Consider the following 22,193-nt stretch of genomic DNA (forward strand, 5'->3'; position numbering starts at 1 on the left):
TTCCCTGTCCACACCAGTGCGATATAGATTAAAAGAAGCACACCTTACATCTGAACACTATTCGTCATCACACCAATGCGTTGATGCGATAAAGAATACACATTTTAATTATCCCCTTGTACATATGGAGTGGAAAGTGTGTCTTACATAAAAATGGGAGTGTATATTTTTTTATTTTTGACAAAATTCGAGAAATTGCGTATTTTACAATATCCCTTTAAATCGGTCATAAGTTTTTCTATACTTCTTTAGTACTCAAAACGATAAATTAAATTGTTTGAAAAATCACAAGAAAAAGAAAGGGAGATCCAACTATGGAGGATACTCAAAAACGCGGTTGGGTAACAAAAGCCCTCGACGTCATCGAGCGCGTCGGGAATAAGCTTCCCCACCCAGCAACACTCTTTGCTATATTAGCAGGACTAATCATTGTAGTCTCAGGAATTATGGCAGCCATTGGCGTCACGGTAGAGGACCCTATTAAGGGCGAAACAGTTACCGTCTTTAACTTAATGTCTTCAGAGGGAATTAAGTATATATTTGAGAACTTTGTAACGAACTTCACAGGCTTCGCACCGCTCGGAACAGTTCTTGTTACGATGCTTGGTATTGGCGTTGCAGAACGTTCTGGCTTGATTAGTGCTATGCTTCGTGGCCTTGTTACATCTGTACCAAGTTCTATGATTACAGCTGCACTAGTATTTGCTGGTATTATGTCCAGTATGGCAGCAGATGCAGGTTACGTTGTACTTGTTCCTTTAGGAGCTGTCCTATACGCTGGTCTTGGACGCCACCCATTAGCAGGACTAGCAGCAGCATTCGCCGGTGTTTCAGCAGGTTTCAGTGCGAACTTATCGTTAACAGCTCTAGATCCTTTGCTCGCTGACTTAACGATTGAAGCTGTTAAAAACTCTGCTTTCCCTGAATACGCTGGTCAAATTCAATACACAATGAACTACTTCTTTATGTTAGCTTCTGTAGTTCTGTTAACAGTAGTCGGCACATGGGTGACAAACCGTTTTGTTGAACCTCGTCTTGGCGATTACCAAGGGGAAGTCGAAGAAGAAATTAATTACTTAACAAAAGCAGAGAAAAAAGGACTTATTTTTTCATTCCTATCTCTTCTTGTTACGTTAGGCTTATTATCTTTACTGATTGCATTTGAGTGGTCTCCACTTCGAAACAATGAAGATGTTCTGATGTCACCATTCTTCTTTAATCTTGTCCCAAGCATCTTCTTGGCTTTCTTTATCCCTGGTCTTGTATACGGAATTGTTACGAAGAATATTAAAAACGACAAAGATGTAGCAAATCAGTTAAACGAAACAATGGAAACAATGGGGTCCTTCATTGTTCTATCTTTCTTCGCTGCTCAGTTTGTTGGATTCTTTGCTAAAACAAACCTTGGACGCATCTTAGCTATTAAAGGTGCCGAATTTTTAGACAGCACAGGAATCAATGATTTCCGCGTCGTTATCCTATTTATTATTGTTGCCTCTCTCATTAACCTTGTTATGGGAAGCGCATCTGCAAAGTGGGCCATTATGGCACCTGTATTCGTACCTATTATGATGCGTATTGGATACAGCCCAGAATTCACGACTTTAATTTACCGTATTGCGGATTCCACAACAAACGTTATTTCACCACTTATGACGTATTTCGCCATTGTGATTGCATTTGCCCAAAAGTATGATAAACGTGTCGGTATCGGAACGCTAATTTCTACAATGCTTCCATACTCCATCGCATTCTTTATTGCGTGGCTAATCATGCTGATCATTTGGGTTGTTGCTGGTATTCCAATCGGACCAGACACAGGCATTTACTTTGACGGAGATATGTGGAAATAAACTTAAAAGTCCAGCTCAATTTATTGAGCTGGACTTTTTTATATCGATCTGAAAAATAACTAAACTAAGATTTCAATAAAATATGAATGGTTTCAGAAATGATCTCTGGCAATTGTTCAAAGCTGTAGGTTAGCTCCAAACGTTCAGACCACTGATGAGGGTCCTTCCCCCTTGGGCCTACGTTTAAAATGGGCATCCGCAACATTGATAGCCGTTCATCTGATAATTCGAACCCATTTCCATGTAAAGGCATATTCTCAAGAAGTGTATTTAATTTTGTCTCAGAGGTTGGAGGCCCTATAAAGCTAAGGTCTGATAATCCAGGAAAGAACTCCACTTCTTCTAACTTGATGTTAAATTTATCTTTCGTGTAATCCTTAACATGCTGAAGTGTATCTTTGATATACTTATCTTCTTTTGAAGATACAGACGGGTAAAAGGGAGGACTATAAAACAACACAATCATTGGTGCTAGATCCTTGCATAATGAAGCAAGTTCTTGCACTAATAAAGTTGAAAATTCCCGGTCCCCTGTCTCCCTTTGACTAATAAGAAGATTCCTTCTTCTCTCTACTTCCTCTTCCCCGTAACGCTGCATCGCTTCATCATATAACTCTTCATACGTAAAAACCTGAACAGGTCTTTCTGGTATATGAATTCCTGGTTTCTCTTTTAAAAACGCTCGCGCTTTTGCATTAAAATGCTTACTTGTTTGGCTACTTGCCCGGTGAGCTGCTTCAAGTAACTTATTATGAATATCTTTGCTGGACTGCTTTAAGTAAAGGACGTTATACATGGCCACAGCTGCTTGAGGAGTCTGCACGGAATACTCATCTTTTAAATCCCGTTGCATTAAAGATATAGGAGGAGGAGTTGTTTCCTCTCCTACTGTTTCAATAAAAGCTTCATTCAATTCTAGCTCTTGGGAGAGGTAACTCACCATTAAGTTAGCGTTTAATCCTGCGAAGGGTTCTCCAACATGTGTCTCCTTTCCATAACATAGAAATCCAGGAAGGAGCTTTCCAATTGACCCTGAATACACATATTGACGTGGATCACCAGGGTACTGACTAAACATTGGCTCTCCATTCAAACACGCTTTATAATTCAAATTCTCTTGTTTCTTAATTTCTTGTAGTGCCGGAAGTGCCTGAAGCATTCCTAATGAGTTAACCTCCTCATCTGGAACGGTTAAAAGGAGCAGGTTTCCTTTGAACTCTCCCTCCATTGCACGCTCAATCATTGACATATGAAGCGTAAGGCCAGCTTTCATATCCATAATCCCCCGACCAAAAAGCCATTCACCACTCTTTATATCTTGTCGTATAGCTTCCGGGAGCTCTTCTTGTATTCGCTCATATTCTTCCGTTAAACCACGGGGATAAAAAGCTAATGACTTTTTAGACCCGAAATCATCTACACCTACTACGTCAAAGTGGCTTAGTAAGATGACTGTATCTTGTGTACCATCTTGCTTCACAAGTGCCGTCACTAATTCACGACCGTCTGGTAAAGGATGGAGTTTTACATGGTTTGGGTTTGCTTTGAAATATGATTTTTCCATAAAACGCTGATGTATATGCTCAGCTAGAGCTATTTCTGCTTCGCTTCCAGTAATACTTGGGTACTCAACTAATTGACAGAGTAGATCGACAAGCTGCTGCTTTGATTTCCAATCTGACATGATCCCACTCCTCCCCCTATTCGGGTAAATATTTATTCACTATTCAGATATTTACGCTACCTTATCATAATACATTCTTTCACATGAACTAAATTGACTTTTACAAATGGATGGAAGACAATCAATATGGACTCTATTTCATTCAGGAGGTGCTATAGTGGAAACTTTTATATTTGCTCACAGAGGTGCAAGCAGATTGGCACCAGAAAATACAATGGCCGCTTTCACCCTAGCTCAAAAGATGGGAGCAGATGGGATTGAGACAGATGTACAATTAACGAAGGACCAAGTCCCTATTTTAATTCATGATGAAACATTACATCGAACTACTGATGGTATAGGTTATGTGAAAGATTACACATTCGAGCAATTAAAAAAGCTAGACGCTGGTAAGTGGTTTAGTGAAAAATACTCTGAAGAAAGGCTTCTCAGTTTAGAAGAGTTTCTGAAATGGATTTCAAATACATCGCTTTCTCTAAATATTGAATTAAAAAACAACATTATTGATTATAAAGATATTGAGAAAGAGGTGCTTGAGCTTATAAAACATTACGGAGTTGTAGAAAGAACTATTATTTCGAGCTTTAACCCTAAAAGCATTAAACGTTTTAAACGATTATCAAAAGAGATTGAATGCGCTTGTTTAACGAGCAGACGCCCGAAAGATCTTAAAAGCCTTATTGAAGAAACAAAAGCCAACGCGCTGCACATAAATTATAACGCGTTAAATAGAGGATTAATTAAAGAAGCAAAGCGTCTCCATCTCCCCGTTAGAACGTATACGATTAATCGCCCATCGAGGTTAATGCGTTCCTATAAACTAGAGGTGGATGGCATTTTTACAGATGTTCCCCATTCTGCCATTGAATACAGAGAATTATATTTACATAAACACAAACCATAATAAGTGAGCGCTTCTAGCTCACTTATTTTTATTTGACTTAATTTTGTTAATTATTTTAAGTATTTTAGAAAATACACAGAAAACGCATACAATACATTTATTAGAACGATATTACATATTTTACTAATAAATGCGTTTAAGAAAGCACTTTCATTGATATATCAGTGTTTATGCTTTGCAATATTCCTTAATCAATTATAAAATAACTTACAGTGAAGCATCTTAATAAAGAATTATTAAAATTTTTAACTACCTGAAGTAGACACTGAACCATAAAGGAGTTTTACAAGTGAGTACAACTACAAACGAAATGATTAAAACATTACTAAACGGAGAATGGAATGTAAGCGAATCAAACGCTACTGTTGATATTTATTCTCCTTCCAATAAAGAATTAGTCGGAAGCGTACCTTCCTTATCTCAAGAAGAGTTAAATATTTCAATTGAAAATACATCACAAGCTCAATTAGCTTGGGCAGAACGTTCAGTACAAGAGCGTGGCAAAATTTTAAACAAATGGGCAGATATCCTAGAGGAACGTAAAGAAGAAATAGGCACGGCTATTATGAAAGAAGTAGCCAAGAACAAGAAGTCCTCTGTATCTGAAGTAGAGCGTACTGTTGATTACATTCGTTACACAGTAGAAGATGCTTATCGCTTAAACGGCGAAGTAAAACGTGGAGACGGATTCAAAGGTGGTTCTCGTTCTAAAGTAGGTTTAGCTGAAAAAGCTCCACTTGGCACAATTTTAGCCATTGGTCCATTTAACTATCCAGTAAACCTCTCTGCTTCAAAGATTGCTCCAGCCCTTGTTCAAGGGAACAGTGTAGTCTTTAAACCAGCTACTCAAGGTGCAATTAGTGGTATTAAAATGGTGGAAGCTTTAATCGATGCTGGCCTGCCGAAAGAACTTGTAACAGTCGCAACAGGACGCGGCTCTGTAATTGGTGATTTCCTAGTTCAACACCCTAGAGTGGACATGATCTCGTTCACAGGCGGAACTAGTACAGGTCGTCATATTGCCAAGCTTTCTTCCATGGTACCTCTTGTTCTTGAACTTGGTGGTAAGGACCCAGCAATTGTCCTTGAAGATGCAGACCTAGATAAAGCAGCAAAAGAAATTGTAGCAGGTGCATATAGTTACTCTGGTCAACGTTGCACTGCCATTAAACGCGTTTTAGTTCAAGATGAAATTGCAGATGAGCTTGTGGACCGTATAGCACATAAAGTGAAGAGCCTTTCTGTTGGTATGCCTGAGGATAATAAAGATATAACTCCATTAATTGATAACAAGAGCGCAGATTATGTTCAAAGTTTAATTGATGATGCGAAAGATCAAGGAGCTAAAGTTGTATCAGGCGACACACGTGAAGGTAACCTTCTTCACCCTACCCTTCTAGACAATGTAACAACTGACATGCGTGTAGCTTGGGAAGAGCCATTCGGTCCTGTTCTTCCAATCATCCGCGTATCGAGTCAGTCTGAAGCGATTCAGATTGCAAACGAATCTGAATATGGCTTACAAGCGAGTATCTTTACAAAGAATATTGACAATGCGATGAGTATCGCAGACAAACTAGAAGTCGGCACTGTTCAACTGAACGGTAAAACATCTCGCGGTCCGGATCACTTCCCATTCTTAGGTGTGAAATCATCTGGTCTTGGTGTACAAGGAATTCGCGAAAGCCTGCTGTCCGTTGTACGCGATAAAGTAACTGTTATCAATATGTAATAAGTAAATAAACCCGAAGAAGGCTCAGAGTTTATATAAACTCTGAGCCTTCTTTATATTGTTAAGCATAAGCAGAGATCCCCATCACGTATTTAATCAATGGTTTTCTTGCTGATCTTTCTTCATTAAAGTGACCACGTGTTCTTTTGGTGTCCAACAATTAAACTTCCATTTGGGGTCTGTTTCATAGCCTAATCGTTCACAGAATCGTTTCGATTTCCTCTTTTCTTTGATGATCGTGAAATGAACACATGTAGCGCAACAATGAAAGTCCTTCACCTCTATCACCTCCGAGAATCCATATTGTAGTAAGTGTAACACAAGGTCAAATGCCTATTTTCACATTTCCTCTTGGAACAAAGACCCACATAGGGATAAAACGGCATATCATAACAAGAGAAGATAAAGGAGGAGGAAATGTTTATGCATTACAACGGATATTCATATTCCACAAACCCTCACTATGAGGACCATAATGTATACAGAGCAGATGAACGAATCTTTGTGGGAAGACGTCCTTTTGGATTCGGGCGCCCTTTGGGGTTCGGACGTCCATTTTTCGGAGGACCATTTGTAGGCGGACTTGTAGGAGGGCTTGTAGGTAGCGCTCTTCTAGCCCCATACGGCCGCCCTCCTTATCCGTACTATCCACCATACTATGGATACGGCTACGGCCCAGGCCCCTACCCTTATTATGGAGGATATGGTTACGGAGGGTATGGAGGTTATTAATACACTCATCTCCTAACCCTATGTAAGTTAGAATTAAATTTTACATGAGGACTAAATCAGATGTGATTTTGTCCTCATTTTTATACATATGGCTAATGAGATTAAAAGATGATTCTCACATACAAAAGAAAAAGAAATCGCTATCAAAGTTTTCAAACTGGATACAAGTGGAATAGTACCTCCAAACCTAAAAATAGTTTTGCGCCATAATAAGGAGGACTCTAAATGAATCGCGATGATTTAATGCAAGATGGACCAACTAAACAAGAACAAGAGCGTCAACCAGGATCCGAAACCCAAATGAATCCTTCCCCACTCCAAGCGGATGAAGACTATAAGAGCGGGAATAAACTAAAAGGAAAAATAACGTTAATTACAGGAGGAGACAGCGGAATCGGTCGTTCTATAGCCATTGGCTATGCTAAAGAAGGCGCTCATGTTGCAATTTCTTACTTAGATGAACACGAAGATGCAGAAGAAACGAAGCAGAAAGTAGAAGCAGAAGGCGTTCAAGCTTTACTTCTGCCAGGTGATGTCGGCGACGATGCAACATGCCGTGATATTGTAGCGAAAACAGTAGAGACATTCGGGAAGCTAGACGTGTTAGTGAATAATGCTGCAGAACAACACCCGAAAGACGCGATAGAAGATATTTCAGTAGAACAATTAGAAAGTACCTTTAAGACAAATATTTTCTCTATGTTCCATATGGTGAAAGCAGCACTTCCACACTTAAAACAAGGGAGCGCCATTATCAACACAGCTTCCATCAACCCTTATACAGGAAATGCTGAACTGGTCGACTACACAGCTACAAAAGGTGCAGTGGTCGCCTTTACTCGATCTATGGCCCAACAACTTGTAAACCGCGGTATCCGAGTAAACGGCGTAGCACCAGGGCCTATCTGGACTCCTCTTATTCCAGCAACCTTCCCTGAGGAAGAAGTAGATCAGTTTGGAACAAACACCCTAATGGGACGACCTGGACAACCGGTTGAACATGTCGGAAGCTATGTGCTTCTTGCTTCTGATGACTCTTCTTATATGACAGGTCAATTCATTCATATTAATGGCGGCTTATATACATCTAGTTGACTTTTCAACAAAGAGCAGCTCTTCCTTGCAGGAAGAGCTGTTTTTTGTTACTAAAGTAATTCCTTATGAATTAAGTATAACGTTTCTGTTTTAAAGCTGAGGGTCCGAGTCTAAATTTGAGTAACACAAATAACGTAACCCTTTACAAAAGGGTTACGTTAAGAATAAACCAACCTATAATAAACGTTTGAATAATGAACTTTGCAAGAGTTCCTCCGAGGAACCCAATAATAGCTCCTTTTGATGATTGAAGGGCTTCTTGCAAATCTTCTTTCTGAATGTATTCCGTAATAAAAACAAAAATAAACGGCACAAGAATTACACCAAATGGCGGGAATACAAATGAACCTATGATTACACCAATTGCAGCCATGCGCTCTCCCCACTTTGTCCCCCCATAGTGCTTAACAGCTTTACTGTTAATGATAATATCTGAGATAAGTAGTACGATGGTTAACACCACCATTGTAATCCAATACCATAAACCTAATTCATTGCCATTTACGGCGAATTGATATACAAGCACACTAATCCACAGAAATAACGGACTTGGTAAGACGGGATATACTAGCCCAACATAACTGAAAATAAAGCTTAAAATAATAATAAGCCACCAAACAATATCCATTTCCTCGCTCCTGTCTCTAAAAAATCTTGTTCGACACCACTATGCCAAACTTCAACTCCCTTGTCTAACGTTTTAGTGAACGAGATCAACTTTCACCCATTTCTTCAAGCCATTAATCATCCATACTTCACTAGCACGTTCTAAATCTTCTTTATAAAGTGTACGCACGTGTAAGATCCCTTCCTCAATTAAATATTCACGATACGTACCAGATAATAACCCACTCTCTATAGGTGGTGTTACATAATCACCATCTATAAGCAAAACGACATTTCCAATCAAGAATTCTGTTAGCTCTCTTCTTTTATTCCAAAGAAGAACAGAAAAATATTCACAGTCCTTGTGCTCGTTGTATACATCTCTATGTGTTGTTTTATGATATAGAAAAGGATCCTCCTTATTAACCGATGTTTCCGCTACCTTACACCTTACAGCACGTAAAAGTTCCTTTTCTGGAACAACCTCACTCGTGATCTCACCTTCTTTATTTAATAAAAGCCTTACTTTGTAAAGGCCGTTTGAATAGCAGTCTTTTATTTCCTCTAATTCCCCATAAATAGCTGTCTCTGGCCAAGAGTATTGAAAATAGGTAGCACTAGCTTTCATACGCTTCAAATGCTTCTCAATCAGGAAATAATCACCATTTTCTAGACGAATGGTTTCAAGAAGATGGAAAGAGGGACGCTTCTCGGTTAAGAGTTTTGCTTTCACCCAAAGTTCGTCATATTCCCCTTTCGATGTAGATTCCCACGTTATTCCTCCACCAGCACCGTATGTAGCGACTCTGGAATTGTGGTCAATCCAAACGGTACGTATAGGAACGTTAAAGACCGCATTTCGTTCAGGAGTTATCATACCTATAGCCCCGCAGTATACATCTCGTGGTGATTGTTCTAATGTCGAAATGTAATCCATCGTCCGGATTTTAGGGGCTCCAGTAATCGAACCACAAGGGAACAAAGCACGAAACACCTCAAAAAAAGGTAGTTCTTGGGCTATTTCTCCCTGGACAGTCGAAGTCATTTGGTGGACGGTTGGATACGTTTCTATCTCAAATAATCGAGGTACCTTTACTGTTCCCGGTCTAGCAATACGACCAAGGTCATTTCGAAGCAAATCAACAATCATTACGTTTTCAGAACGGTCTTTCTCTGACTGAGATAACTGCTGCCTCATTTCTTCGTCTTCTATAGTTGTTTTCCCTCTCTTTACTGTCCCTTTCATAGGCTTTGTTGTTAGAAGCCCCCCATCTTTGCGAAAGAACAATTCCGGAGAGGCAGACAGGATCGAGTAATCGTCAAAATGTAAATAAGCGCTATAGGACGATCGCTGATTATGGGCTAAAACATTAAATAGGGCGTGATCGTTTCCACTAAACTCAGCTTTTAAACGAGCTGTATAGTTCACCTGATACGTGTCCCCTTTCTCAATCGCCTCATGAATCGAGTGAATCCCTCTCTGGTACTCAGTATAATTAGATTGAAGTTTCCAGTTAGAAACTTCATAACCGTTTGTAGTAGACTCCAGGGGGACTGCGCTAGTGTCTCGAAAAACCCCCATCTTCAGAAAAGGCATCTCAGGATTCAATGCAACCTTAAAACGCTCGTCAAAAGCTGGTGCTGCTTCATAGGATACATAGCCAGCCACATACATACCTTCCTTAATTGCCTCTTCTATCCTTTTAAAAGCAGGCTCGATTTCCTGCACTTCATTTGCTTCAATAACGTACTCGGGATTCGTAAATACATAAGGCTTAACAACACCTTGCTGATCTGCAAAATTAAATTGAAATCTAATCATGAAGAAGCAACCTCCTTTACCGCAAAAAAGTTCTGTAACATATCATACCCCCGGCTTGTTAGGATCGCTTCAGGATGGAATTGAATACCTTCGATTGGGTATTTTTTGTGACGAACCCCCATAATTGCACCGTCTTCTGAATGAGAAGTCACTTCAAGTACACTCGGCATACGCTTGCTTTGGGCAACTAATGAGTGATACCTCGTTACAGCAGTTGGTGATGGAAGACCTTTATAAACCCCCCGTCTATCATGATGGATACTTGTTACTTTCCCATGCATAGGTCTACTCCCCTTTACAACGACTCCGCCAAAAGCCTCCACAATAACTTGGTGACCAAGACAAATGCCAAGTATGGGAATCTTGTTGAAGAAATGCCGAACTATGGACAAACAAATTCCCGCTTCTCTAGGGGAACCAGGACCAGGAGAGAGAACAATGGCCTCAGGAGTTAGTGCCTCAATCTCTTCAATAGTTATTTGGTCATTTCGGTAGACCTCTACCTCATACCCCCCCATTTGAATATATTGAAATAAATTATACGTAAATGAATCATAGTTATCGATCATGATAATCATTCTTACCACCGCTTTTATGTAATAGTATTAACCTTCTTATTATAGCTTGATTTGGGTCTCCTACACAAAAGGAGAAATTTTAAAAAGACAACGTTTTAAGGTACTCTTAATAAGACTATTGAGCATCGTTACCTAAATAAAAATATGATATGGTTAAGCCCATAAGATCGGAGGTAAAATATGACGATCCTTTTATTCATAACCATTATCTTTTGGGCCTTCGCTCTATGGGATGGATGGCGGGGCTTAAGTTCTATTCAAGATCTGAGGAACATAAAAAGACAAAGTTCAGTACAATTGGTGTCTGTAATTGTAGCTGCCAAAGACGAAGAGCGTGCAATTGACAAAACGCTTCAATCACTAGTGTCACAAACACATAAGCATCTTGAGATCATTGCTGTAAACGACCGTTCAGAAGACAACACGGGGTCTATTATGAAGAAATGGGAGAATGAGTCACCGCTTCGAGTAAAAACGATTACCATTGAAAGTCTTCCTGAAGGTTGGTTAGGTAAGAATCACGCACTCTATAAAGGATATGAGGAAGCAAAAGGTGATGTAATCGTTTTTACAGACGGTGATATTCAATTTTCAGAGAGCGCCATCGAACGAGCACTCTCGTTTTTTGAACAGGAAAAAGCTGATCACCTTACTATTGCCCCTAATTTAGTAACAAAAAGTAAACGACTAAAAGCTTTCATAACCTATTTTATGTTTGGGTTTGGCTTTTTTAAAAGACCTTGGACGGCTAATAACGACAATTCCAAGAAAGGCGGAATGGGGATTGGGGCGTTTAATATGTTAAAACGATCAACCTACGAAGCCATAGGAACTCATGAAATGATTGCTACAAGGCCTGATGATGACCTATATCTTGGGCAGAAGATTAAGTCTAAGGGGTATAAGCAGCGTCTTGCTACAGGAATGGAAGATTTATCAGTTGAATGGTATCCCTCTTTAAAGGATGCCATTCTAGGGTTAGAAAAAAATACCTTTGCTGGTTTGAACTATTCGGTTTTATTAAGCCTTGTTGCCGTTATAGGGACCTTTATTTCGCAAGTGTTGCCATTTATAACATTGATGGTTGCAACAAACACTAATAGAGGATTGAGCCTTATCGCTATAACACTTATGTGTACTCTAATGGCCATAACGACTAAGAAATTGACGCAATTTAAGATTTCTTACGCGCTCACCCTCCCCTACTCTGCTCTATTGTTTATCTATACCATTGCACGAGCCGTGGCACTCACCATAAAAAAAGGCGGAATAGAGTGGCGCGGAACATTCTATTCCTTAAACGAATTGAAGCAGGCTCATAAAGACGACTCAACCCCCAAGCATTAAACATGTAAAGAAGTCTCGATTATGAAATAATATATTCGTTCTTACATAAAGATAAAGGAGGCACACTGTCTTATGGAATCTAGTTTATTCTCCCCTATTACATTTGGAAAAGTAACATTAAAAAACCGGATCGCTATGTCCCCAATGTGTATGTATTCTTCACACACAGAAGACGGAAAAGTAGCTCCGTTTCATTTAGCTCATTATGAAAGCCGCGCTGCAGGTCAGGCAGGTCTAATTATGATTGAAGCAACCTCAGTATTACCTGAGGGACGTATTTCTCCACAAGACCTCGGTATATGGAGCGACGAACATATTGAAGGATTACAAGAAATTAATGAAGGAATACATCGTCATGGGGCACGGTCAGCCATTCAATTAGGACATGCTGGACGTAAGGCAATATTGGAACAAGATATATTTGCACCAAGTCCGGTCCCATTCAAAGAAGATATGAAAACACCAACCGAAATGACCGATCATGATATAAAGCGAACGATAGAAGCATTTAAGGAAGCTGCTCGACGCGCTAAAGAAGCACACTTTGATATCATTGAGTTACACGGAGCACATGGCTATTTAATTAGTCAGTTCTTATCTCCCCTTACGAACAAGCGTACCGACGATTATGGCGGAGACCGTACGAAACGATTTCGTTTCTTAGAAGAAGTGATTGAAGAAGTGAAAACTGCATGGGATGGTCCAATCTTTGTCCGCATTTCAGCTAATGAACACGACGAAAACGGCAACCAAATGGATGATTTCTTATACTATGCCGAGCGCATGAAAGCGCTCGGAATTGATTTAATCGACTGTAGTTCTGGCGGCGTTGTACCAGTTCGTCCAGAAGTATATCCAGGGTATCAACTCCAATACGCAGATCAAATTCGTAATCAAGCATCTATTGCAACAGGTGCAGTTGGTATGATTACTTCCGGTCTTCAGGCCGAAGAAGTAATTCGTAACCAAAGAGCTGATTTAATCTTTGTAGCACGTGCAATGCTACGAAATCCTTATTGGCCTAAAGCTGCTGCTGATGAACTCGGAGTCGAGTTAGAAGGTCCAGTCCAATACAAACGAGGCTGGATGTAATCATAACGATACACTTCTCTTTCAACGAACGAAAAAAGGAGTATGAAACGTAAAAAAGTTTCATACTCCTTTTTATTTGCTCAGTCAAGAAAATGAAGGATCCACTTTCAGTTAACAGGCAGACATTGAAATCATGCATAAAGACTTGCTTCCACTCCCTCTTTCGTTTAAACTTTTAAACTAACGAACAGAAAGAAGGAATGGAAGCATGTCTACCCAATTTGAACAGTTATTTCGCCTGAACACTCTAACGTTTCATGCATTAGGGGATACGGCCAGACAGGATATCATACTTTTGTTAGATCAACATAAACGATTAAGCGTAAATGAAATTGCCGATAAGTCTCCCCTTTCAAGACCTGCAGTATCTCACCATCTGAAGATTCTACGCGATGCAGGTATCGTATCCATTGAGAAAGAAGGAACAAAACGGTACTATTTTCTTTCTATTGAAGACCGAATTGACTTATTAAAACAATTAATTGCAGAAGTTGAAGAGCATTGCATAGAGTAGGAGGACCATCATGGAATTTATCTTTTTAGGAACAGGTGCAGGTGTTCCTTCTAAGAAACGGAACGTATCAAGCATCGCTTTACAGTTATTACAGGAAAGAGGTAGCACATGGCTTATTGACTGCGGGGAAGCCACACAGCACCAAATTTTAAACACCTCTATCCGCCCTAGAAGAATTGAGAAGATATTTATCACTCATTTACACGGCGATCATATTTTCGGATTGCCTGGTTTTTTAGGAAGCCGGTCTTTTCAAGGAGGAACTACACCTTTAGAAATATATGGCCCACGTGGTATTAAAACATTTATTGAAACAGCACTTTCTGTTAGTTCAACGAGGCTAACCTACGATATCAACATCCATGAAATCGAAGAAGGTAAGATTTATGAAGATGATCAATTTGTAATCTCTTGCAAGAAGTTAGACCATGGGATTCTAAGCTATGGGTATGCTTTTGAAGAAAAGGATAAACCTGGTGAACTGCTCGTAGAACAATTGAAAGAAAAAGGGGTTCAACCTGGCCCGATTTACCAGCAAATTAAAGATCAACCCCGTGTCATGTTAGAGAATGGAACGATGATTAATCGCGAGGATTATGTAGGTCCACCTAAAAAGGGCAGGAAAGTTTGTGTGTTCGGAGACACAAGGTATCACGAGCGTTTTATACCTTTCGTAAAAAATGCAGATGTTCTAGTTCATGAAGCCACGTTCGCTGAAAATGAGGATGAGTTAGCTTTTAATTACTATCATTCCACAACAGCTCAAGCAGCTCGTATAGCTAGAGACGCAGGGGTAACACAGTTAATTCTAACTCATATTTCTTCTCGCTATCAGGACAACGACCTTGAACAATTATTAAATGAGGCAAAAAACTATTTTTCTAATACAGAAATCGCTGCCGATCTGAAGCAATTCAAGGTAAGCGATTAAGGAGGTTTTGAGATGAGGATCAATGAGTTAGTCCAACATCAACGAGCATTTTACTACACAGAATCTACTAAGTCCTTCTCATTTCGAAAAGAACAATTAAGCAGACTAAGAACCATGATTGAAGAAAATGAGCAATCCATTATAGAAGCATTGTATAAGGACTTGCATAAATCGGAATTTGAGAGTTATACAACTGAAATTGGCTTTTTATATACCGAGATTACTTCTGCTCTTAAAAATCTTAAAGACTGGATGAAACCTCAAAAGGTGAAGACGCCTCTTACGCATGCAGGATCTAAAAGTTACTTATATCAAGAACCTTATGGAGTTACGCTCATAATTGCTCCATGGAATTATCCTTTTCAACTCGCACTTGCACCAGTTATTGGTGCCTTAGCTGCTGGAAACACAGTTGTTCTAAAACCATCAGAACTTACACCTGAAACATCTTCTCTATTAAAGGAAATGGTTACTAAATGGTTTGATTCTGCCGTTTTTGCAGTAGTAGAAGGAGACGCTGAGGTAAGTCAAGAGTTACTTGAACAGCGATTTGATTTAATTTTCTTCACAGGCAGTGTCTCAGTCGGAAAAATCGTTATGGAAAAAGCAAGTCAACATCTAACTCCGGTTATATTAGAACTGGGTGGTAAAAGTCCAACAATCGTAGATAAGGATGCAAATCTCGACCTAGCTGCAAAACGGATTGCATGGGGAAAATTCACCAACGCCGGTCAAACATGTATCGCTCCTGATTATTTATATATCCAACGGGCTGTTAAACCCGAATTGCTAAGTAAATTAAAACTGACTATAAAAGATCTTTACGGTGATGACCCTCTTTATAATGTGGAATATAGTCATATCGTCAATACACGTCATTTTGATCGTTTGAGTGAGTACTTAAACAATGGTGAACTGATTGCCGGCGGAGAGCGTGATGCTGATATAAATGCTATCGAACCAACCATTTTAGATCACATTTCGTGGAAAGATCCTGTCATGCAGGATGAGATCTTTGGTCCCATCTTACCCGTTTTAACGTTCGATGACATAGGCGAAGTTGTAGCAGAAGTAAGAAATCACGAGAAACCTCTTGCACTCTATTATTTTTCTGAGAATGAACAGAAACAAGAAGAAATCTTATCTAAGTTATCTTTCGGGGGCGGGTGTATAAATGACACCCTATTCCATGTTGCTAACCCTCACCTCCCCTTTGGAGGGGTTGGTCAAAGCGGCGTAGGTAGCTATCACGGTAAAGCAAGCTTCGACGCCTTCACCCACTCAAAAGGAATCGTTAAGCAAACGACGAAGTTTGACCTTTCCATTCGCTACCCTGGCCGTAAACATGGGTTGAAACTTATTAAGAGATTACTCAAATAACCACTACCCGCTCTCATTTTAGGAGCGGGTAGTTTATGTTTCCGATCTAAGTAATATAATGGTGGGTGCATTGCAGTCCGTTTGAAGTATCAATGATTCCATAAGAACCGTATGGAAGTTTACGCTTGTCCATTAGAGAACCTGGATTGAAAAGAAGCGTCTTCTTCACCCATCTTGTGAGTGGTAAGTGTGAATGGCCAAAGATAATGAGATCTACTTCCTCCCTCTCAAATGCTTCAATCACTCGCTTTTCAGTAGTCTTCTTCTCTCCATGCCCATGAACAACTCCTATCTTATATCCATCTATCTCTAAAAGTAACTTCTCAGGAAGAAATTCTAGAATATCATCTTCTTCAACATTCCCTTGAACACCTTTCACATCTCCATAATAAGCTAGTGTTTCGTAAATCTCTATACTACTCCAATCCCCTGCATGAATGATCAAGTCTACGTCCCTTAACTCCCGTATGAAAGATACAGGGAATGCTCTCCCCTTCTTTGGCATATGTGTATCAGAGACAACGATTATTCTCATTTTCTCATTCCTTTCTAAAGGTGGTTATATAATGAAAGTTTTCTTAGCAGGTCCTTTTTTTAATGAAGAAGAACGTAAACGGGTACGAGAAATTGCTAAAGTTCTACAAGATATCAAGGGGTTAGAAGTCTTCATTCCCATGAAAAACCAGTTCAAACCTCTAGAATTTGGAGAAGAACGATGGAGGAAAGCCGTGTTCTCAAACGATGTGATACACATTCTAGAATCTGATGTGATGGTTGCTATCCATGATAGCGGTGATAAACCTTACCCAGATCCTGGCACGATGTGGGAAATGGGATTTGCTTATGCAAATCGTATCCCAATCATTGTTTATACTGAAAAGGATACTGTCATGAATCTTATGATCGCAGAATCAGGAAGGGCATTTGTTCATTCATTAGAAGACTTAATCGCTTACGATTTCAATACTCTCCCTTCTAACACTTATAAAGGTAAGATCATCTAACATATTTACGAGACGTTTTTCATTGCTCCTTACCAACTGCTTATGTACAATAATAGTGACCCTAAAATCGAAAGAGTTAAGCAGGTTTCTTCATAAGAAAGGATTTAGATATATTGACTACCATATGTTTAGTAAGACATGGCGAAACGGACTGGAACAAAGAATCGCGTTTACAAGGCCAAGAGGACATTCCCTTAAATAATACAGGACGTCAGCAGGCAGAGGAAGCCGGACGACACCTTCAAGATTCCAATTGGGACGTATTAATCACGAGTCCTCTATCTAGAGCAAAAGAAACAGCTACTATTATTTTAGACCATCTCAACCATCCTATTGATCTTGTGGAGATGGATAACTTCAAAGAACGAGCTTTCGGTGAAGGATCTGGATTGACATTTGATGAAATCCATTCCAGATACCCGGCACGGGATTATCCAGGCCAAGAAGACTGGGAACCATTCCAAAAACGAATTTTTGATGGTCTGCACGAAGTTCAACAACAATTTCAAGACAAAAAAATTCTCTTGGTTGCTCATGGCGCTGTAATTAATGCCATATTATCCGTCCTTTCAGAAGGCGAAATAGGTTCTGGAAAGACGAAGTTAATGAATGCTTGTATAAGTAACATTGAACACCTAAATGAAATGTGGCAGATTACAACATACAATGAAACCAATCACCTTTCTTAAACATAGTAATAGATAAATTTCACAATGAACACAGGAGTGTATTTTACTTGACCTATATTCTCTTTACGATAGCTGCTATAGTAACCTTTTTACTAGCTGTAAACTTATCCACTTATGCAGATATCATTGAAAAGAAGTCAGCCGCAACAGGTGCAATGATTGGTCTATTACTTGGTGCCGCAACTTCCTTGCCAGAAATTACGACGAGTATCACCGCTGTAACCATAGATAATCCTGACCTAGCTTTAGGAAACCTATTAGGTAGTAATCTTTTTAACGTCCTTATACTAGCGTTATTTGACCTTTATTACCGCAGGTCTCGCCTATTGCGTTACTCAACAAATGAACATGCAGCTACAGCGGGACTTGGTCTATTAATGTCGATGGTTATTTTATTATCCTTTATCATTTCACTTCCGTATTCCTTATGGGGAGTTGGACTTGATTCAATCATTATCATTGCATTTTACCTTGTTGGGATTAGAGTTATATCACAGTTCACCTCAAATGAGGTAGAAACCCCTGTTGAAGAAGCGAATGCAAGACACCAGCAACGAATTCAAGATACGAGCTTAAACCAAGCCATTCTCTACTTCGCACTTGCTGCAATAGGAACAATACTTGCAGGAAGTCTTCTTACGGTAACAGGAGATCGCATTGCGCAAATTAGCGGACTTGGATCTACATTTGTTGGTTCATTACTAATCGCTGCAAGCACTTCATTACCCGAAGCTGTATCATCTTTTATCGCTATTCGATTGCGAAATTACTCTTTAATGATGAACGGGATTCTTGGAAGCAACTTGTTTAACCTGCTCATTCTAGCCGCGACAGATTTCTTTTTCAGAGATGGCCCTCTTCTACAAGCAGGAAACGAAGCTCATGTATACTCCATAATTGGATCAATGCTCTTAATCGCAATAACTCTTTATGCCATTTTGCGTAAGAAATCAGCCAATTCACTAACGTACGTTATTCCTTCTACATTGATTGTGCTGATTTACTTAGCATCTAGCTATTTGATCTACACCCATTCTACAGTTTAAAAAAACCAGCCACCTCGGCTGGTTTTTTTTATGCTCTATATGCTCCCTTATATGGAAGACTCGAAGCTGAAATATTTAAGCTGGGAGGGGCCATTACGATTATGAGTGCCTGGGCTTGCTCGGGGACAACTTTCCTGCGGGGAGCTGGGAAGCGAGTGGTTTCTAGGCCCACCTTACACTAAACTAAAGCTAACGGAAACATTCTCTCATTTTCGAGTCTCCAACAATCCTACCCCATTCTTGAGAAGGCATTAAAACTTTAATAAGACCAATTGAATGAAGAGACCATTTACCACAAGAAAATGACCATATGCTACAATAGGGGTGATTATAGAAAGGAGAGATAGAATGGAACAACTCGTATTTATTGAAACAGGTATGGGGGTTGATGTTCATGGTCAGAATGTCACAAAAGCAGCTGTTCGCGCTGTAAAAAACGCCATACATACCAATTCAATGCCTGGTATTAAAAATATTTTACCTGAACAGTCTTTAGACAACATGGTCGTTAACATAAAACTAGCAGTACCTTGTGATCACGAAAAATTAGATCTTGAAGAAGTTCGAAGCGCAATCCCTTATGGTACTGTTACAGTTGAAGTAATGGATGGAGGTATGCTTACAACAAGTGGCATCCATCTAGAAGAAAAAGAAGATAAAAACGATCTAATGTACATCGTTAATGCCTCTGTTGAAGTTGGCTACTAATAACTAAATTAGTAAACAAGCATAAAATGGAACTAGATAGAAAGGTGGAGAGAATATGTTTAAAAAGGTGGCTTCTGATGCCCTTGGCTTAAGTGATGTCGGTAAAGTTATTCTTCCTGAGGATTATGATAAAGTCGATGCAGACGATTATGTGATGCATGAAGATGGGGAGAAAATCTTCTTCCTAATTAAATCTGCCGCTGATGAGTATTGCTTTACAAACAAAGCTTTAATTCACTTAGATGGTACTAGCGCAACAAGTAAAAAACGTATGCTTCACCGCTACGATTATTACAAACATACTATTTCGAACGTTGCCCTCGAAACAGCAGGTACTGTTGATTTAGATGTTGAGATTAAGTTTTCGATGGGAAATCAGGCTTTCTCCATTGATGTCCACAAGAAGAACATCGAAGAACTAAAAGACCTGTACAAAGCTCTCCTTAAAATAGCTGAGATTATGAGTGAGAATGATGCTTATTACGAGTTTACAAAGCAGAGTCTAGATTATGCTTCTAATACACTGCACCGCGCAGATATTAAAGACAACCGTGTATTTGAAGAATTTAAATCCATTAATCAGTTAGCGTTTAACTGGTTAGTTGAAAGTAAACAAAAATACACGGTAAAAGATTTTGGAGACGTATTTGAGCGCTACATTCAAAACTAGTTTACAGGTAGCTACCGATTATTTCGGGTGGCTACTTTTTCTATGAACGAAAAAGCATATTCCCTTCCACCACATTCATACACTAAAGGGACAGCCTAGAAGTGAGGTGATGTGAGCATGGGAGATGTGATTCCTTTTCCGAAGCCTAAGATTAAACTAACATACGAGGAATCAATTGAGTACAGGGAGCTTCGCGATCTATTAGATCGAGCTCAGACATGGAAAGAACTCAGGATATGCCAACGCAAAGTAGTACAATTTAAAAAACGTGTAAAGAAGCGCCACTCCCGAAACCCCTTACCTTGAAGTGGGTTTTCTTTTTTGCCATCAACTAATTCGGAGTTGCTACTAAGTATAAATAAGAAAGCCCACTTTTACATGAGTGAGCTCATCCTATTTTATTGATTTGTAAATGAAAGTGTACGAAAACGATTGATTGCTTCTCTTAACCGTTCTTTTGATTCTAGTAAGCCGATCCGTACAAAGCCTTCACCATATTCCCCAAAACCTACACCAGGTGCCACTACGATCCCAATCTCATCTATAAGGTAATCAGCAAAAGATTCAGAAGTAAAACCTTCAGGAATCTCAAGCCACATAAAGAAAGATCCTTGTGGAGCGTCTACCCTCCAACCTATATCACGAAATCCTTCTACAAGTTGGTTCCTTCTTGTTTCATAGAGCTCTACTAACTCTTTTACCGATTCCCCGCCTTTGTCTAATGCTTCAGCGGCAGCTTCTTGAACCGCTCCGAATAAACTTACATAATAATGGTCCTGAACGAGTTCTAAAGCTTGAATGACACTTTTATTTCCTACGGCAAACGCGACACGCCACCCTGCCATATTAAATGTTTTACTCATTGTATACATCTCCACACCTACATCCTTAGCACCGGGGACCTGCATAAAGCTAAGTGGCTTCTCTCCATCAAAACCAATCGCACCGTAGGCAAAATCGTGGACCACACAAATATCATGCTTATTCGCTACATCTATTGTTTCTTCAAAGAACCCCTCTGTAGCTATAGCGGCAGTAGGGTTATTTGGATAGTTTAAAAACATTAACTTGGCTTTATGTAACGTTTCTTCAGATATCTGATCATATTGCGGGAGGAATTGATTCTCTTTAAAGAGTGGCATCTTCTCCATATAAGCATTTGCCATCGCAACCCCAGACCAATAATCGGGATAACCAGGGTCAGGTACAAGAGCCGTGTCTCCTTCATCCAGAAAGCATTGACTTACCTCAACAAGACCAGTTTTACTTCCAAACATTATGGCTACCTCAGTTTCTGGATCAAGGTCAACATCGTACTCTCTTTTATAAAAATTTGCTACTGCTCTTTTTAAAAATGGGAACCCTTTAAATGGAGAATATTTATGATAGACCTCGTTGTCAACTGCACGCTTTAAAGATTCTGTAACAAACGAAGGTGTCGGCTGATCAGGATTCCCTTGCCCTAAATTAATCATCTCTTTTCCGCCTTCTTCTGCTCTTTTTACTTTATCTACTAACTTTGCAAAGAATTGCTCAGGCAATCGCTCTAGCGCCTTTGAATATGTAAACTGCTTCATCCCTCTCCCCCTCTAAACGGTCTTAATAGAACAGAATAGACCTATTCCACTCATTTGTAAAGACCGAATTTTCTTACTAGTGAAATCATTTAAATATCCGATAAAGTACATAAAAAAGCTAACCCTATTGGTTAGCTTTTAAAATCTAGAATTAAATCTCGAGGCATCCGTTCTGTAGGCCAGGTTGTTGGTAGAGAAACGGGCAAATTGAATGACTTCCCGCTCTCTT

Annotated in this window: 22 protein-coding genes; 15 read left to right on the top strand and 7 right to left on the bottom strand. The window is 39.5% G+C overall.

Translation table 11 applies throughout. From position 1 onward, the window contains the following. Window positions 1-314: 314 nt before the first annotated feature. Complete coding sequence (locus tag IMZ31_RS10560; RefSeq protein ID WP_207527342.1) at window positions 315-1,853, top strand: AbgT family transporter; 1,539 nt, start codon at window positions 315-317, stop codon at window positions 1,851-1,853. A gap of 64 nt (window positions 1,854-1,917) precedes the next feature. Here IMZ31_RS10560 and IMZ31_RS10565 read toward each other — a convergent pair whose 3' ends face one another. Beyond that, window positions 1,918-3,537 (bottom strand): M20/M25/M40 family metallo-hydrolase, encoded by a 1,620-nt coding sequence (locus IMZ31_RS10565; protein ID WP_207527343.1) that lies wholly within the window; start codon window positions 3,535-3,537, stop codon window positions 1,918-1,920. Window positions 3,538-3,694: 157 nt separating this feature from the next. Between IMZ31_RS10565 and IMZ31_RS10570 the strand changes: the two genes are divergently transcribed. Further along, window positions 3,695-4,441, top strand: a complete 747-nt coding sequence (locus IMZ31_RS10570) for a glycerophosphodiester phosphodiesterase (protein ID WP_207527344.1) — start codon at window positions 3,695-3,697, stop codon at window positions 4,439-4,441. 310 nt (window positions 4,442-4,751) lie between these two features. After that, complete coding sequence (locus tag IMZ31_RS10575) at window positions 4,752-6,173, top strand: NADP-dependent glyceraldehyde-3-phosphate dehydrogenase (protein WP_207530371.1); 1,422 nt, start codon at window positions 4,752-4,754, stop codon at window positions 6,171-6,173. Window positions 6,174-6,269: 96 nt separating this feature from the next. Here the strand turns inward: IMZ31_RS10575 and IMZ31_RS10580 are convergent, their stop codons facing one another. Further along, a complete protein-coding gene (locus IMZ31_RS10580; RefSeq protein WP_207527345.1) occupies window positions 6,270-6,452 on the bottom strand; it encodes a hypothetical protein in 183 nt (60 codons plus the stop codon). Between the two features lie 144 nt (window positions 6,453-6,596). Between IMZ31_RS10580 and IMZ31_RS10585 the strand changes: the two genes are divergently transcribed. Together IMZ31_RS10585 and IMZ31_RS10590 are read left to right on the top strand one after the other, a co-directional pair. Continuing rightward, the gene (locus IMZ31_RS10585) at window positions 6,597-6,905 is read left to right on the top strand and encodes a hypothetical protein (RefSeq protein ID WP_207527346.1); all 309 of its coding nucleotides are present in this window, start codon (window positions 6,597-6,599) and stop codon (window positions 6,903-6,905) included. A gap of 225 nt (window positions 6,906-7,130) precedes the next feature. Beyond that, window positions 7,131-8,000, top strand: coding sequence for an SDR family oxidoreductase (locus IMZ31_RS10590; protein ID WP_207527347.1), 870 nt, complete (start codon window positions 7,131-7,133; stop codon window positions 7,998-8,000). A gap of 142 nt (window positions 8,001-8,142) precedes the next feature. Here the strand turns inward: IMZ31_RS10590 and IMZ31_RS10595 are convergent, their stop codons facing one another. From IMZ31_RS10595 to IMZ31_RS10605, 3 genes are all read right to left on the bottom strand, one after another. After that, a complete protein-coding gene (locus IMZ31_RS10595) occupies window positions 8,143-8,628 on the bottom strand; it encodes a DUF456 domain-containing protein (protein ID WP_207527348.1) in 486 nt (161 codons plus the stop codon). A gap of 72 nt (window positions 8,629-8,700) precedes the next feature. Continuing rightward, the gene (gene pabB / locus IMZ31_RS10600; protein ID WP_207527349.1) at window positions 8,701-10,428 is read right to left on the bottom strand and encodes an aminodeoxychorismate synthase component I; all 1,728 of its coding nucleotides are present in this window, start codon (window positions 10,426-10,428) and stop codon (window positions 8,701-8,703) included. Further along, window positions 10,425-11,006, bottom strand: a complete 582-nt coding sequence (locus IMZ31_RS10605; protein WP_207527350.1) for an anthranilate synthase component II — start codon at window positions 11,004-11,006, stop codon at window positions 10,425-10,427. Before IMZ31_RS10605 ends, pabB begins: the two co-directional genes overlap by 4 nt. 180 nt (window positions 11,007-11,186) lie before the next feature. Here IMZ31_RS10605 and IMZ31_RS10610 point away from each other — a divergent pair, with 180 nt between their 5' ends. The 5 genes from IMZ31_RS10610 (at window position 11,187) to IMZ31_RS10630 (ending at window position 16,270) form a co-directional block, all read left to right on the top strand. Further along, window positions 11,187-12,353, top strand: coding sequence for a glycosyltransferase family 2 protein (locus IMZ31_RS10610; protein WP_207527351.1), 1,167 nt, complete (start codon window positions 11,187-11,189; stop codon window positions 12,351-12,353). A 72-nt stretch (window positions 12,354-12,425) separates the two neighbouring features. Next, window positions 12,426-13,445, top strand: a complete 1,020-nt coding sequence (gene namA / locus IMZ31_RS10615) for an NADPH dehydrogenase NamA (protein WP_207527352.1) — start codon at window positions 12,426-12,428, stop codon at window positions 13,443-13,445. Window positions 13,446-13,653: 208 nt separating this feature from the next. Further along, on the top strand, window positions 13,654-13,959 hold the full coding sequence (locus tag IMZ31_RS10620) for an ArsR/SmtB family transcription factor (protein ID WP_207527353.1): 306 nt from the start codon (window positions 13,654-13,656) through the stop codon (window positions 13,957-13,959). Window positions 13,960-13,969: 10 nt separating this feature from the next. Continuing rightward, entirely contained in the window at window positions 13,970-14,890 is a 921-nt protein-coding gene (rnz, locus tag IMZ31_RS10625) for a ribonuclease Z (RefSeq protein WP_207527354.1), read from the top strand. Window positions 14,891-14,902: 12 nt separating this feature from the next. After that, window positions 14,903-16,270 (top strand): aldehyde dehydrogenase, encoded by a 1,368-nt coding sequence (locus tag IMZ31_RS10630; protein ID WP_207527355.1) that lies wholly within the window; start codon window positions 14,903-14,905, stop codon window positions 16,268-16,270. Window positions 16,271-16,316: 46 nt separating this feature from the next. On the opposite strand, the gene IMZ31_RS10635 is transcribed toward IMZ31_RS10630, so the two are convergent. Next, window positions 16,317-16,805, bottom strand: a complete 489-nt coding sequence (locus IMZ31_RS10635; RefSeq protein ID WP_207527356.1) for a metallophosphoesterase family protein — start codon at window positions 16,803-16,805, stop codon at window positions 16,317-16,319. Between the two features lie 31 nt (window positions 16,806-16,836). Here IMZ31_RS10635 and IMZ31_RS10640 point away from each other — a divergent pair, with 31 nt between their 5' ends. The 5 genes from IMZ31_RS10640 (at window position 16,837) to IMZ31_RS10660 (ending at window position 20,387) form a co-directional block, all read left to right on the top strand. Next, window positions 16,837-17,274 carry a nucleoside 2-deoxyribosyltransferase gene (locus IMZ31_RS10640; RefSeq protein ID WP_207527357.1) on the top strand — a complete coding sequence of 146 codons (438 nt, stop codon included), beginning with the start codon at window positions 16,837-16,839 and terminating at the stop codon, window positions 17,272-17,274. A gap of 113 nt (window positions 17,275-17,387) precedes the next feature. After that, window positions 17,388-17,963: a histidine phosphatase family protein gene (locus tag IMZ31_RS10645; RefSeq protein WP_207527358.1), complete on the top strand. Its 576-nt coding sequence runs from the start codon at window positions 17,388-17,390 to the stop codon at window positions 17,961-17,963. A 47-nt stretch (window positions 17,964-18,010) separates the two neighbouring features. After that, window positions 18,011-19,009, top strand: coding sequence for a sodium:calcium antiporter (locus tag IMZ31_RS10650; RefSeq protein ID WP_207527359.1), 999 nt, complete (start codon window positions 18,011-18,013; stop codon window positions 19,007-19,009). Between the two features lie 348 nt (window positions 19,010-19,357). After that, complete coding sequence (locus tag IMZ31_RS10655) at window positions 19,358-19,717, top strand: Lin0512 family protein (RefSeq protein ID WP_207527360.1); 360 nt, start codon at window positions 19,358-19,360, stop codon at window positions 19,715-19,717. Window positions 19,718-19,772: 55 nt separating this feature from the next. Next, window positions 19,773-20,387 (top strand): PH domain-containing protein, encoded by a 615-nt coding sequence (locus IMZ31_RS10660; protein WP_207527361.1) that lies wholly within the window; start codon window positions 19,773-19,775, stop codon window positions 20,385-20,387. 398 nt (window positions 20,388-20,785) lie between these two features. Here the strand turns inward: IMZ31_RS10660 and IMZ31_RS10665 are convergent, their stop codons facing one another. Next, on the bottom strand, window positions 20,786-21,964 hold the full coding sequence (locus IMZ31_RS10665) for a pyridoxal phosphate-dependent aminotransferase (protein ID WP_207527362.1): 1,179 nt from the start codon (window positions 21,962-21,964) through the stop codon (window positions 20,786-20,788). Between the last annotated feature and the right edge of the window lie 229 nt (window positions 21,965-22,193).

Source organism: Pontibacillus sp. ALD_SL1 (assembly GCF_017355605.1).

What these genes read in the sequence shown, in the direction of transcription:
- IMZ31_RS10560 (WP_207527342.1), top strand. Translation starts at nt 315, where the DNA reads ATGGAGGATACTCAAAAACGCGGTTGGGTAACAAAAGCCCTCGACGTC.
- IMZ31_RS10565 (WP_207527343.1), bottom strand. Translation starts at nt 3,537, where the DNA reads ATGTCAGATTGGAAATCAAAGCAGCAGCTTGTCGATCTACTCTGTCAA.
- IMZ31_RS10575 (WP_207530371.1), top strand. Translation starts at nt 4,752, where the DNA reads ATGATTAAAACATTACTAAACGGAGAATGGAATGTAAGCGAATCAAAC.
- IMZ31_RS10585 (WP_207527346.1), top strand. Translation starts at nt 6,597, where the DNA reads ATGCATTACAACGGATATTCATATTCCACAAACCCTCACTATGAGGAC.
- IMZ31_RS10590 (WP_207527347.1), top strand. Translation starts at nt 7,131, where the DNA reads ATGAATCGCGATGATTTAATGCAAGATGGACCAACTAAACAAGAACAA.
- IMZ31_RS10595 (WP_207527348.1), bottom strand. Translation starts at nt 8,628, where the DNA reads ATGGATATTGTTTGGTGGCTTATTATTATTTTAAGCTTTATTTTCAGT.
- pabB (WP_207527349.1), bottom strand. Translation starts at nt 10,428, where the DNA reads ATGATTAGATTTCAATTTAATTTTGCAGATCAGCAAGGTGTTGTTAAG.
- IMZ31_RS10605 (WP_207527350.1), bottom strand. Translation starts at nt 11,006, where the DNA reads ATGATTATCATGATCGATAACTATGATTCATTTACGTATAATTTATTT.
- IMZ31_RS10610 (WP_207527351.1), top strand. Translation starts at nt 11,187, where the DNA reads ATGACGATCCTTTTATTCATAACCATTATCTTTTGGGCCTTCGCTCTA.
- namA (WP_207527352.1), top strand. Translation starts at nt 12,426, where the DNA reads ATGGAATCTAGTTTATTCTCCCCTATTACATTTGGAAAAGTAACATTA.
- IMZ31_RS10620 (WP_207527353.1), top strand. Translation starts at nt 13,654, where the DNA reads ATGTCTACCCAATTTGAACAGTTATTTCGCCTGAACACTCTAACGTTT.
- rnz (WP_207527354.1), top strand. Translation starts at nt 13,970, where the DNA reads ATGGAATTTATCTTTTTAGGAACAGGTGCAGGTGTTCCTTCTAAGAAA.
- IMZ31_RS10630 (WP_207527355.1), top strand. Translation starts at nt 14,903, where the DNA reads ATGAGGATCAATGAGTTAGTCCAACATCAACGAGCATTTTACTACACA.
- IMZ31_RS10635 (WP_207527356.1), bottom strand. Translation starts at nt 16,805, where the DNA reads ATGAGAATAATCGTTGTCTCTGATACACATATGCCAAAGAAGGGGAGA.
- IMZ31_RS10640 (WP_207527357.1), top strand. Translation starts at nt 16,837, where the DNA reads ATGAAAGTTTTCTTAGCAGGTCCTTTTTTTAATGAAGAAGAACGTAAA.
- IMZ31_RS10655 (WP_207527360.1), top strand. Translation starts at nt 19,358, where the DNA reads ATGGAACAACTCGTATTTATTGAAACAGGTATGGGGGTTGATGTTCAT.
- IMZ31_RS10660 (WP_207527361.1), top strand. Translation starts at nt 19,773, where the DNA reads ATGTTTAAAAAGGTGGCTTCTGATGCCCTTGGCTTAAGTGATGTCGGT.
- IMZ31_RS10665 (WP_207527362.1), bottom strand. Translation starts at nt 21,964, where the DNA reads ATGAAGCAGTTTACATATTCAAAGGCGCTAGAGCGATTGCCTGAGCAA.